At 70.9% G+C, this 11,937-nt stretch carries 10 protein-coding genes; 7 read left to right on the top strand and 3 right to left on the bottom strand.

Annotated elements, in window-relative coordinates; genetic code table 11:
- The first annotated feature begins 3 nt into the window (after window positions 1-3).
- Window positions 4-1,050, top strand: a complete 1,047-nt coding sequence (locus tag ACWGJB_RS41130) for a maleylacetate reductase (protein ID WP_453385135.1) — start codon at window positions 4-6, stop codon at window positions 1,048-1,050.
- Window positions 1,047-1,955, top strand: coding sequence for an intradiol ring-cleavage dioxygenase (locus tag ACWGJB_RS41125; RefSeq protein ID WP_453385134.1), 909 nt, complete (start codon window positions 1,047-1,049; stop codon window positions 1,953-1,955). Before ACWGJB_RS41130 ends, ACWGJB_RS41125 begins: the two co-directional genes overlap by 4 nt.
- A gap of 11 nt (window positions 1,956-1,966) precedes the next feature.
- Here the strand turns inward: ACWGJB_RS41125 and ACWGJB_RS41120 are convergent, their stop codons facing one another.
- Complete coding sequence (locus ACWGJB_RS41120; RefSeq protein ID WP_453385133.1) at window positions 1,967-2,911, bottom strand: AraC family transcriptional regulator; 945 nt, start codon at window positions 2,909-2,911, stop codon at window positions 1,967-1,969.
- Window positions 2,908-3,825: a LysR substrate-binding domain-containing protein gene (locus tag ACWGJB_RS41115; RefSeq protein ID WP_453385132.1), complete on the bottom strand. Its 918-nt coding sequence runs from the start codon at window positions 3,823-3,825 to the stop codon at window positions 2,908-2,910. The genes ACWGJB_RS41120 and ACWGJB_RS41115 overlap by 4 nt, the downstream gene beginning before the upstream one ends.
- Before the next feature lie 83 nt (window positions 3,826-3,908).
- Here ACWGJB_RS41115 and ACWGJB_RS41110 point away from each other — a divergent pair, with 83 nt between their 5' ends.
- The 4 genes from ACWGJB_RS41110 to ACWGJB_RS41095 all read left to right on the top strand — a co-directional run bounded on the left by ACWGJB_RS41110 (window position 3,909) and on the right by ACWGJB_RS41095 (window position 8,645).
- Window positions 3,909-5,111: a thiolase family protein gene (locus ACWGJB_RS41110; protein ID WP_453385131.1), complete on the top strand. Its 1,203-nt coding sequence runs from the start codon at window positions 3,909-3,911 to the stop codon at window positions 5,109-5,111.
- Entirely contained in the window at window positions 5,108-5,779 is a 672-nt protein-coding gene (locus tag ACWGJB_RS41105) for a 3-oxoacid CoA-transferase subunit A (RefSeq protein ID WP_453385130.1), read from the top strand. Before ACWGJB_RS41110 ends, ACWGJB_RS41105 begins: the two co-directional genes overlap by 4 nt.
- On the top strand, window positions 5,776-6,447 hold the full coding sequence (locus ACWGJB_RS41100; protein ID WP_453385129.1) for a 3-oxoacid CoA-transferase subunit B: 672 nt from the start codon (window positions 5,776-5,778) through the stop codon (window positions 6,445-6,447). Before ACWGJB_RS41105 ends, ACWGJB_RS41100 begins: the two co-directional genes overlap by 4 nt.
- Window positions 6,448-6,527: 80 nt before the next feature.
- Complete coding sequence (locus tag ACWGJB_RS41095) at window positions 6,528-8,645, top strand: SpoIIE family protein phosphatase (protein ID WP_453385128.1); 2,118 nt, start codon at window positions 6,528-6,530, stop codon at window positions 8,643-8,645.
- A gap of 60 nt (window positions 8,646-8,705) precedes the next feature.
- Here the strand turns inward: ACWGJB_RS41095 and ACWGJB_RS41090 are convergent, their stop codons facing one another.
- The gene (locus ACWGJB_RS41090) at window positions 8,706-9,890 is read right to left on the bottom strand and encodes a type III polyketide synthase (RefSeq protein ID WP_453385127.1); all 1,185 of its coding nucleotides are present in this window, start codon (window positions 9,888-9,890) and stop codon (window positions 8,706-8,708) included.
- A 321-nt stretch (window positions 9,891-10,211) separates the two neighbouring features.
- On the opposite strand from ACWGJB_RS41090, the gene nhaA reads away from it, so the two are divergent.
- Window positions 10,212-11,937, top strand: a 1,726-nt coding sequence (nhaA, locus tag ACWGJB_RS41085) for a Na+/H+ antiporter NhaA (RefSeq protein WP_453385126.1), incomplete at its 3' end; no start/stop codon positions are given.

Raw genomic sequence — 11,937 nt, 5'->3', positions numbered from 1 at the left:
ACCGTGCGGTTCGTCCACGACACGCTGCCCCAGCGGGTACGGTTCGCCTCCGGCGCGGCCGAGGAGGGCCTGGCCGCGGAGGTCGCCGCGCTCGGCGCCCGGCGGGTGATGGTCATCGCGGGAGCGGCCGAGCGGGAGTTCGCCGATCGCGTCACCGCCGGCCTGCCCGTGGTCCACCGGCACGACGACGTCGTCATGCACGTTCCCGTCGAGGTCGCCGCGCGGGCCCGCGCGGCGGCCGCCGAACGGGACGTCGACGCCCTGGTCAGTGTCGGCGGCGGCTCCACCACGGGTCTGGCCAAGGCGGTCGCGCTGACCACCGGGCTGCCGATCGTCGCCGTCCCGACCACGTACGCCGGCTCGGAGGCCACCGCCGTATGGGGGCTGACCGAGGACTCCGTGAAGACCACCGGTACGGACGTGAAGGTCCTGCCGCGTGCCATCGTCTACGACGCCTCGCTCACGCTCTCCCTCCCGGTCGGGCTGAGTGTCGCCTCGGGTCTCAACGCGCTCGCCCACTGTGTGGACTCCATGTGGGCACCGCGGACCGATCCGATCAACCAGGCCCTCGCCGCCGAAGGCGTGCGGGCGCTGCGGACGGGGCTGCCGCTGGTCGTGAAGGACCCGCAGGCGCTGGACGGCCGGGAACAGACCTTGTACGGCGCCTACCTGGCCGCCGTGGCGTTCGCCTCCGCCGGGTCCGGACTGCACCACAAGGTGTGCCATGTGCTGGGCGGCATGTTCAACCTTCCGCACGCCCAGACCCACGCCGTGGTCCTCCCCCATGTCCTCGCCTTCAACGTGCCCTTCGCCCCGGACGCCGAGCGACGCCTGGCCGCGGCCTTCGGTTCCCCAACCGCTGTCGAGGGGCTCGTCGGCCTCCGTGACCGGCTCGGCGCGCCGCGCTCGCTGCGCGACCTCGGTATGCCCCGGGACGGTGTGGCGGCCGTGGCCGAGGCCGTCGTGGCCGCCGCGCCCGCGGGCAATCCGCGGCCCGTCACCCTCGACGCGATCACCGATCTCGTCCGGAACGCCTGGGAGGACCGATGAACGACACCCGCACCCCCGGTAAGCCCGTCCCGGCCGAGCAGCAGGAGCGTGAGGAGCAGATCACCCGCCAGGTGCTGGCGTCCTTCGGCGACTGCACCGACCCTCGGCTGCGCGAGATCATGCAGTCGCTGGTCCGTCACCTGCACGCGTTCGTCCGAGAGGTCCGGCTCACCGAGGGCGAGTGGACCAAGGGCATCGAGTTCCTCACCCGCACCGGTCACCTCACCGACGAGCGCCGCCAGGAGTTCATCCTGCTGTCGGACGTGCTCGGAGCCTCCATGCAGACGGTCGCCGTGAACAACGAGGCGTACGGCGACGCCACCGAGGCCACCGTCTTCGGCCCGTTCTTCGTCGACAACAGCCCCGAGATCGCCCAGGGCGGCGATCTCTCCTTCGGGGCCGCCGGAGAACCCTGCTGGGTGGAGGGCACCGTCACCGACTCCGCCGGAAAACCCGTGGCCGGGGCGCGGATCGAGGTGTGGGAGGCCGACGAGGACGGCTTCTACGACACGCAGTACGGGGACGACCGGATGGCGGCGCGGGCGCATTTGTTCAGCGACGCCGACGGCCGCTACCGGTTCTGGGGGCTCACGCCGACGCCGTATCCCATTCCGCACGACGGGCCGGTGGGAGCACTGCTGGCGGCGACCGGCCGTTCGCCGATGCGCGCCTCCCACCTGCACTTCATGGTGAGCGCTCCCGCGCTGCGCACGCTGGTCACGCACATCTTCGTCCGCGGTGACGAACTGCTGGACCGGGACTCCGTGTTCGGGGTGAAGCAGTCGCTGGTCAAGGACTTCGTGCCGCAGCCGGCGGGTACGCCCACGCCGGACGGGCGGGACCTCGGCGAGCGGTCCTGGTCCCGGGTCCGCTTCGACATCGTGCTGGCACCCGACGGCACGTGATCCGCAGCCCGCTACGACCGGGCGCGCGCCTCACGCAGGACGTCGGTGGCGCGCAGGCCGTAGCGTTCCTTGAACCGGTGGGAGAAGTGGGCGGCCGACACGAACCCGCAGCGCGCGGCCACCTCGGCCACGGTCGCCTCTCCCCCGGTGCTCAGCAGCGTGCGGGCTCGCTCGAGGCGGCGGTGCAGCAGATACCGCGGCACGCTCGTGTCGCCCGCGGCGAACACCCGGGACAGATGGCGCTCGCTGATCCCGATGCCGCGGGCGATGCGCGCCGCGGAGAGCCCCGGGTCGGCCAGGTGGTCGTCGATGTAGGTCTTCGCGACGGTCAGGTGGACGGTGGAGAGGGAGGGGGCGCGGCCGCTCGCGGCGGATACGAGCAGGTCCAGCACGGCGTCCTCGTCCACGTTCGCGGCGACGGAGGACTCCGGTGGCAGTGCTCGGGCGACGAGGGTGGCGAGAGTCCGGGTGTGGACGGCGCCGGCGTCGATGACCAGCGGCTGGGACAGGGAGGACGGCCCGCCGAGGTCACGCCACACCCGGTGGGGGATCTTGACCGCGAGCTCCTCCAGGCCGTGCGAGAAGCCCCGGATGAAGGGCTGGTCGGCGTCGCAGACCAGCAGCTGTCCCGGACGCAGCAGCCGTACGCCGTCGTCGTAGTAGAAGAAGGCGTCACCGGCCAGGGTCAGATAGCAGGCCACGGCGTCCGAGGGCACGCGGCGGATCTCCGCGTCGGGTCGTTCGACGACATGGGGGCTGCCCAGGACCCGGGCGAGGTGTGCCCTGGGCAGCTGGAGGTTGATCTCCGTCGCGTCGAGGGCGGTGTCGTGCAGGGAACGGCAGCGCAGCCCGATCAGGGCCTCGGCGTTGTGCTCTTCCCACAGGGCGATGCGTTCCGCCTCGGGAAGACCGGTCGTACTGAAGCGCACCGGCGCACTTGTTGTGCCGCTCGTCATCCCTCCAGCGTAGAGGGCGGGGACTGCCGGTGTTCGGGACCGTCCACACATTCTCTGATCACCGAGGCGACCTGTTCGGTGGCGGGGGTGGTGCGCCGGGCATGGCTCGCGAGGACCAGATCGACGGATTCCGTCTGGGTGAGGGGCACGTAGGCGACGCTGGCCAGGCGGAGGCTCTGTACCGGTGCGGGAACGAGGGCGACGCCGTGCCCGGCGGCCACGAAGACGACCAGTGTGGCCGTCTCTCCGACCTCCATCAGTGAGGTGGGCTGGAATCCGGCGCGCCGGCACGCGGCCAGGACCCGGCCGTACATGGAGGAGCGCGAGGAGTGGACGACGAAGGGCTCGTCGGCCAGTGCCTTGAGCGAGATGCGTGGCCGGGCCGCGAGGGGATGGTGCGAGGGGAGGACGGCCACCAGGGACTCGGAGCGCAGGGGTGTGGTGCGGATGTCCTCGTGGTCGGCGGGGCCGCGCAGGACCGCCAGGTCGTAGGTGCCGGCGAGCAGTCCGTCGACCAGGTCGGGGGTGAGGAGTTCGCCGCGCAGGTCCATGGTGATCCTGGGCAGCCTGGCTCGTACGGTGCGTGCGACCTGTGGCAGCAGGTCGTAGGTGGCGGTGCCGATGAAGCCGGTCGAGACCCGTCCGGCGTGGCCGCCGGCCAGCTCTGTCATGTGCCGGCGGGCGCGTTCCTCCTCCGCGACCAGGGTGCGGGCGTGTTCCAGCAGGTGGTGTCCGGCCTCGGTCAGGGCGACGTGTCGGGTGGAGCGGGTGAACAGGGTGGTCCTGAGCTCCTTCTCCAGCTGTTTGATCTGCTGGGAGAGGGCCGGTTGAGCCACGTGCAGGCGAGTGGCCGCCCGCCCGAAGTGGCACTCCTCGGCCAGCGCCAGAAAGTACCGGATCTGTCGCAGTTCCATACCCCGATTCTATAAGATCAGCTTATTAATCTATGCAGATTGGGTCTTGGACGCACTGCAGTCCGCGCTCCTACCGTGACGGTATGACCGACAGTTATCTCTACTCGGCAGTGCGAACCCCTTTCGGCCGCTTCAGGGGCGCCCTCTCCGAGGTCCGGCCCGACGACCTCGCGGCACAGGCCATCGGCGGGGTCCTCGCCAAGACCCCCGCACTGGATCCCGGGCGCATCGACGACGTCGTCTGGGGCAACGCCAACGGTGCCGGCGAGGACAACCGCAACGTCGGCAGGATGGCCGTCCTGCTGGCGGGGCTGCCCACCTCGGTCCCCGCGACCACCGTGAACCGCCTGTGCGGGTCGTCCCTCGACGCCGCCCTGATCGCCTCGCGCGACATCGAGAGCGGCGACGCGGACATCGTCCTGACCGGCGGAGTCGAGTCGATGACCCGCGCCCCGTGGGTTCTGCCCAAGCCCGGGCGCGGCTTCCCCGCCGGGGACGTCACCGCCGTGTCCACCACGCTCGGCTGGCGCCTGGTCAACGAGCGCATGCCCAAGGAGTGGACGGTCTCCCTGGGCGAGGCGAACGAACAGCTCGTGGACCGCTTCGCCATCTCCCGCGAGCGCCAGGACGCGTTCGCCCTCCGCTCCCACCGTCTCGCCGACGACGCCTGGAACGCGGGCTTCTACGACGACCTGGTCGTCCCCGTCTCGGACGGCGAGCGCACCGTTCTGGAACGCGACGAGGGCATCCGCCCCGGGTCCACCATGGAGAAGCTCGCCACGCTCAAGCCCGCCTACCGCGCCGACGGCCTCATCACAGCCGGAAACGCCTCGCCGCTGAACGACGGCGCCTCCGCGGTGCTGCTCGGTTCGGCCGCGGCCGCCGACCGCATCGGCGTGGATCCCCTCGCCCGGGTCGCGGGCCGCGGCCGCGCCGCGGTGGATCCGCAGATGTTCGGGTACGCCCCCGTCGAGGCCGTGAACAGGGCGCTCAAGCGCGCGGGCATCTCCTGGGCCGACGTCGACGCCGTCGAACTCAACGAGGCGTTCGCCGTACAGGCGCTGGCGTGCGTGGACGCGTGGGACGTCGATCCGGCGATCGTCAACACCAAAGGTGGGGCCATCGCGCTCGGCCATCCCCTCGGTGCGTCCGGCGGCCGCCTGCTGGGCACCCTCTGCCGCCGTCTGCAGGAGTCCGGCAAGCGGTGGGGCGTCGCGGCGATCTGTATCGGTGTCGGCCAGGCCCTCGCCGTGGTCCTGGAGAACGTCGCCGGGGGCAGCAAGTGACCACGCGGCTGTGTGCTCATGCGGACGAGGCGGTCGCCGGCGTCCAGGACGGCTCCACGGTGCTCGTCGGAGGCTTCGGCATGGCGGGCATGCCGGTGGCGCTGATCGACGCGCTGATCCGGCAGGGGGCCACCGACCTCACGGTCGTCTCCAACAACGCCGGCAACGGCGACACCGGCCTTGCCGCGCTGCTGGCAAAGGGACGGGTCCGCAAGGTGATCTGTTCCTTCCCCCGCCAGGCGGACTCCTGGGTGTTCGACGGCCTCTACCGGGCGGGCCGGATCGAACTCGAAGTGGTCCCCCAGGGCACCCTCGCGGAACGGCTACGGGCGGCGGGAGCCGGTATCGGTGCCTTCTTCTGCCCCACCGGTGTCGGCACGCTGCTCGCGGAAGGCAAGGAGGTCCGCGAGATCGACGGCCGCCTCCATGTGCTGGAGTACCCCATCGGCGGAGACGTCGCGCTGATCGGCGCTCATCGTGCGGACCGGATGGGCAATCTCGTCTACCGCAAGACCGCGCGGAACTTCGGTCCCGTCATGGCCACCGCGGCCACCACCGTGGTGGCCCAGGTCCGCGAGGTCGTCGAGACCGGCGAGATCGATCCCGAGACCGTCGTGACGCCCAGTATTTTCGTCGACCGTGTAGTACAGGTGGCTGATCACTCATGACCCGGACATCCTCGACCACCGGCGGTCAGGGCCCGCTGGGCAAGCACGACATCGCCGCCCTGATCGCCCGTGACATCCCGCACGGATCCTTCGTCAACCTGGGGATCGGCCAGCCGACCCTCGTGGCCGACCACCTCTCCCCCGGTTCCGGCGTCGTTCTGCACACCGAGAACGGCATGCTCAACATGGGGCCCGCCGCTTCGGAGGACCAGATCGATCCGGACCTGACCAACGCGGGCAAGGTTCCCGTCACCGAACTGCCGGGCGCCGCCTACTTCCACCACGCGGACTCCTTCGCGATGATGCGCGGCGGTCATCTGGACATCTGCGTCCTCGGCGCCTTCCAGGTCTCCGCACGCGGCGACCTGGCCAACTGGCACACCGGCGCACCCGATGCCATTCCCGCGGTCGGCGGAGCCATGGACCTGGCCATCGGGGCGAAGCAGGTCTTCGTGATGATGAACCTCTTCACCCGGGACGGAGCACCCAAGCTGGTCCCCGAGTGCGGCTATCCGCTCACCGGCCTGGCCTGCGTGGACCGCGTCTACACGGATCTGGCCGTCTTCGACCTCACCCCGAGCGGGGTCCGCGTGCGGCAGACCTTCGGCATCGACGTACCCGAACTCGCCGATCGCCTGGGCCTGCCGTTGCTGACCGACTCCCCTTGACGGTGTGGGCGAAGCGAGCCGCGGTGATATTCAATGAGGTGTGCGGTCAGGGATCTCGGGGCCCCGTCTGAGAGAGCCACATGGACGCCACACCCTCCTCCTCGTCGTCTTCGCCGTTCGACATGGTCAGCAGCGCTCTGGGGCGTTACGTCCCCCGTGGAGGAACACGTCTGCACGCACCCGACGGACCGGCAGCCGGCCGTCAGGATCAGATACTCGGCGTGATCAACCTGGGCAAGGATCTGACGGTGATCCGCTCCAATCTGGACGCCCCGGTGTTCGCCGGTCTGGACGCCGTGGCCGGGAGTCCTTTCGTCGATCTCCTGCCCCCCGGCGACGTACCGACGGTCACTCGTCGGTTGCGGCAGGTCCTGGAGACCGGTGAGGCGCATGTCGCGCGGATCCAGCGCCTGCGGCGCCGCGACGGGTCGGAACTGGTGGTGTCGCTGAGCATCCTGCCCGCCGCGGTGCCTCAGGAAGGCCTGACCGTCTCCGTGATCGCCATGGCCAAGAGGCTGCACCTGTACGCCGCCGAGACCGCGATCGGCACCTCGCTGGACATCGGCGAGACCGCGCAGTCACTGGCGGAGTCCCTGCTGGCCTGGGGAGACGTGGCCGCCGTCGACCTCGACTTCACCGTGTGGACGGGCGAGGGAGTCACCGGGCAGACGCAGGGGCGCATCCGGCTGCGGCGGGCGGCCCTGGTGCCGAACCGCGCGTGGCCCGAGGGCTATGTCACTCCCGGCGACGATCTTCCCAGCGACGCGAGTCGCCTGCTGGCGCAGGCGGTGCGGCGGGACGACGCCCCGCAGGCCATCGTCATCCCCGACCGGAAAGCGGTCGAGCGGGTCCTCGGCAGTCCGCGACTGATACGTGCCCTGGTGCCCGGCGACCGGTCGGCGGGTGTGGCGTGCATACCACTGGTCCTGGACGGCGCGCCGCCGGTCGTGCTGGGCCTGGCCGAGATCTGGCGGCGGGCCGACAGCCCATTCCGCGACAGCGAGCTGTTCGACCTGCAGGAACTGGTCGCCCGGACCGTCCATCACGTCGACCTGGCCCGTCAGCACCAGCGCGAGCACAAGCAGGTGCTGGCGTTGCAGCGCCGGCTGCTGCCCCGCATGGGCGGGAACACCATCGAGATCGCCAGCGTCTACCAGCCCGCCACGCCCGACAGTGCGGGGGTCGGCGGTGACTGGGTGAACAGCTTTCCGCTGCCGGACGGTCGTACCGCGCTGGTGGTGGGTGACGTCGTCGGACATGGCCTGGGGGCCGCGGCGACCATGGGCCAGCTGAGCATGGAGGCCCGCGCACTGCTGTCCGCGGGGCTCGCGCCCGACGAGGTGCTGGAGCACCTGGACGAGACCGTGACGCTGCTCGACGACACGGAGTCCGGGCTGGCCGCCGGCTACAGCGCCCTCGGTTCGACCTGCTGCATCGCCCTCTACGACCCGGTCAGCCACAGCATGGCGCTGTCCAGCGCCGGCCACCTCCCCCCGGTCCTCGTGTCCCCGGACGGGCGCGCGGGCCCACTCGCGATCCGCCCGCATCCCGGTCTGGGCGCCGAGTTCGCACTGCGAGAGCCGTTCGACGTACACACGTTCGACGTTCCCTCCGGTTCTCTGCTCGCCCTCTACACGGACGGCCTGGTGGAGGATCCGACCGTGGCGATAGACGACGGCATCGGCAGGCTGGCGGACGTCGTGTCCACGGTGCACCCCTGGGACGCCCTCCAGCAGGCCGCACGGCATGTGGTCTCCGCGTTGGCACCCCCGCACCAGCGCGACGACGTGACCCTGTTGCTGGCGCGGATGATCGGCTACCGCAAGGGGGACACCGCGACCTGGCGGCTGCCCGCCCGCAATGACGCGCCCGCCCGGGCCCGCGCGCTGCTCTCCGCGCTGTTGCGGCAGTGGCACGCCCGGGACGACACCCGGGACAACGTGCTGCTCCTGGCCAGCGAACTGGTCACCAACGCGGTGCGCTTCGCCACCGGCCCCGTCACGGTACGGCTGATCAGGGCCGGCCACAGCCTGCTGTGCGAGGTGGGCGACACCGGCAACGGCAGGCCGCGTCTGAGGCGGGCCGGCCTCTACGACGACGGGGGTCGCGGCCTGTACGTCGTGCACAGGCTCACCACTCGGTGGGGCGTGCGGTGGACCGACACCGGCAAGGTGGTCTGGGCGGAAGTCGCGAGGTGACGCGGGGACGGCCGTGCGCCGCGCGGACGGCGCGGGCTCGGACCGCCACCTCTCTTCCGGCTAAAGCCACTCCCCTTCCAGGGCGGTCGCACTGAGGCCCGGTGCCGCCGCGTACAGGACGGCGCGGCTGCCCGACTTCTGCCCGGCGTCGTACGCCCGCCGCATGATGTCGAACACGGCGGCGCCTCCACGGTTGCCGCTGGTGTAGCTGTCCCGGCTGTACTCCAGCAGTCCCGACGGCCATGCGTCGGGCATCGTCTGCTCCATGTACTCCAGCACCCGGGTCCCGCCGGGGTGAGCGAGCAGCACGTCGGGGTGCCAGGAGTCGGGGTCGTCCTGGTAGCGGACGCGCAGCCACTCCCACATCGCGGTGACCGTCTCCTGCACGGCGCGCGGTCCGCGCCGGTCCATCACGAAGTGGGTGCCGTCCGCCCGCGTGTCGAGGCGGTGCAGGTCCTGGGTGCCCGGCAGGGTGTGGTGCCAGGCGGCGTCCAGCCGCAGCGCCGACTCGCTGCGCCGACGGCCCGTGACCACCGTGGCGACCGCGGTGTCCGCGAACAGCAGCCGGACGATCAGGGACTCGAGAGTGTCGTCCGCCGGCTGGTAGGTCGTGCTCAGCGCCTCCGCGATCACGACCAGGACCACCCGGTCGGGGTCCGCGGCCACGAGATCCGCCGCGAGCGCCAGGGAACGGGTTCCCGCTATGCAGGCCCACTGTGTGGCCGGCAGCAGCATCACGTCGTTGCGCAGCGAAAGCTTGTTGGCCAGGGCGACGTCCAGCCCGGGCAGCGCCGGGGTGGTGGAGTGACTGGTGATCAGGCAGTCGACGTCCGCGGCGTCCAGACCGGCGATCTGCAGGGCCCCGCGCGCCGCACGCTCCCCGTAGGACTGCACCGCCTCCCAGGCCGGCGCGGTGCGCTCCTGCACGGTCTGCGGCGCGGGAATCGCCTCGAGCGCGGCGATCGCGCGGTCCACGTCCTGCTGGGTGAACCCTTCACGTGCCAGTGCCTCTTGGGCCGACGCGCTGCCGACGGCCTGCAGGCCACCGCCCTTGCCGGGCGCTACGGCGGCCTCCAGCGGCAGCATCCACCCGCGGGTCTCTATGCCCGTGCTGGCCGCGATCCCGTCGATCCGCGGCGTCCACGCCGCATGCGGATGCCGGTCGCGCACCTCCGCCACGATCTGGCTGGTTTCCACGGCGTACTCTCCGTGGATCACGGCAGGAGGGCAAAGGAAAGCGGACATAACGTGTCCTTCCGGGAGGATTAGGGAGGTCTGCCGCGGGCACTGTGCCATGGGTCACTTCAGGACCGCACGCCCAAGACATCGACGGCAGGCTCCAGTTCGGGAGCCGGTCGCCGCTTCGAGCATGGACGCTAAATGGACAATTCCGCTGTGATGCAAACAACTCAGGCCACCCTCGATGGGCGTGACAACGCACACACCTCTCGGACCAGGGCTCGCAGGCGCCTTACATGACGCGCCGTCAGCAAGGACACCCCAGGTCACTGTCGCCGGTGTCGAGTCCCGGCCACCCATCACCTGGCCGACGGTGATAATCGGCATGTGAGCGGCTACGAGTCCACCGAGGCGTCCCAGGGACTGGCAACGCAGAGCAAGACGCGTTGGCGTTCCTTCGTGCAGACGGAAACCGGCAGTGCCGTCCTGCTCCTCGGCGCGGTGTGCGTCGCGCTGCTGTGGGCCAACATCGACATGCACTCGTACGAGGCCGTGTGGCAGGCGCACTTCACGATCGGCTTCGACACGAAGCACCTGTCGCTGACCCTGCACGAGTGGATCAACGCCGGGCTGATGAGCCTGTTCTTCTTCGTCGTCGGCCTGGAGGCCCGGCACGAGTTCGACATGGGGGAACTGCGTGACCGGCGCTGGGTGCTGCTGAGCGCGGTGGCCGGACTGGGCAGCATGGTCGTTCCGGCGCTGATCTACTGCGCGTTCAACGCGGGCCGGGACTCCCTGCACGGCTGGGGTACGGCGATGTCGACGGACACCGCTTTCGCGCTGGGCATCCTGGCCGTCCTGGGGTCGCGGCTGCCGGCTTCCCTGCGGGCGTTCATCCTGTCCGTGTCGGTCGTCGACGACCTGGTCGCGCTCCTGGTGATCGCGGTCTTCTACAGCGACGACATCCACCTGCCCGCGCTGCTGGTGGCCGTGGGCACGCTGCTGGTCATCATGCTGTTGCGGCTGGCACGCGTCCGCAAGGGACGGTACTGCGCCGTCCTGTCGGTGGTCGTCTGGGTGGCGCTGCACCAGGCCGGGGTGGACCCGGTCGTGACCGGACTGGCCGTCGGCGCCCTGATCGTCGCCTACCCGGCGCCGCGCGAGGATCTGGAGCAGGCCAGTCGTCTCTTCCGGCTGTTCCGGGAACAGCCGACACCCGAGTTGCAACGCTCGGCCGTACAGGGCCTGACCGCGGCGATCTCCCCCAACGAGCGGCTGGAACAGAGGTTTCTGCCGTGGGTGAGCTTCGGCATCGTGCCGCTGTTCGCGCTGGCCAACGCCGGCATCGAACTCAGCGGCGGGAAACTCGCCGAGGCGTTCACCTCGCCGATCACGCTGGGCATCGTGTGCGGCTGTGTGGTGGGCAAGGTGATCGGGCTCGTCGGGTCCATGGCAGCCGCCCGGCTGGTGTCGGGCGGAAGGCTACGGCCCGGTGTCGGCTGGGGCTCGGTCACCGCCGGCGGGGCGATCGCCGGGGCGGCCTTCACGGTGTCGCTGCTGATCGCCTCGCTGGCCTTCGAGGGCGAGGAACTGGACCAGGCGCGTATCGGCATCCTCGCCACGCTGGTCGGCGCCTTCGCGGTGAGCTGGGCGGTCACCGGGGCGATGAACCTGCTGCCGGCCGCCCGCCGGGCCCGGGCGCTGCTGGGCAACGCCGATCCGCTGACCGATCTCGCGGTCGCCGTCGACGCGCGCCACGACCGTGTCCGCGGAACCGACCGGGCAGCGGTCACCCTGGTGGAGTACGGCGACTTCGAGTGCCCGTACTGCGGCCAGGCCGAGGCGGTGGTAAGGGAGTTGCTGGGCTGTGACGCGGACGTCCGCTACGTGTGGAGGCACCTGCCACTGACCGACGTCCACCCCAACGCGCAACTGGCGGCGGAGGCGTCGGAGGCCGCCGCCCGCCAGGGGCGCTTCTGGGAGATGCACGACCTGCTGCTGGCACGGCAGGACGCTCTCGGCGCGCGCGGTGTCGGTCACTTTGCCCTGCGTCCAGCTCAGCGCGATAGCGCCGCACGACGTGCCGTAGTACACGACGTCTACTGCGGTGCCG

Source organism: Streptomyces sp. NPDC054813 (assembly GCF_053611365.1).
Note: the sequence above shows the minus strand (reverse complement) of the source record. Positions and strands in the feature narration are given on the sequence as shown.

Excerpts from the sequence above, each read along its gene's own strand:
- ACWGJB_RS41090 (WP_453385127.1), bottom strand. The coding sequence starts at position 9,890 with ATGTCCGCTTTCCTTTGCCCTCCTGCCGTGATCCACGGAGAGTACGCC.
- ACWGJB_RS41100 (WP_453385129.1), top strand. The coding sequence starts at position 5,776 with ATGACCCGGACATCCTCGACCACCGGCGGTCAGGGCCCGCTGGGCAAG.
- ACWGJB_RS41110 (WP_453385131.1), top strand. The coding sequence starts at position 3,909 with ATGACCGACAGTTATCTCTACTCGGCAGTGCGAACCCCTTTCGGCCGC.
- ACWGJB_RS41125 (WP_453385134.1), top strand. The coding sequence starts at position 1,047 with ATGAACGACACCCGCACCCCCGGTAAGCCCGTCCCGGCCGAGCAGCAG.
- ACWGJB_RS41115 (WP_453385132.1), bottom strand. The coding sequence starts at position 3,825 with ATGGAACTGCGACAGATCCGGTACTTTCTGGCGCTGGCCGAGGAGTGC.
- ACWGJB_RS41120 (WP_453385133.1), bottom strand. The coding sequence starts at position 2,911 with ATGACGAGCGGCACAACAAGTGCGCCGGTGCGCTTCAGTACGACCGGT.
- ACWGJB_RS41095 (WP_453385128.1), top strand. The coding sequence starts at position 6,528 with ATGGACGCCACACCCTCCTCCTCGTCGTCTTCGCCGTTCGACATGGTC.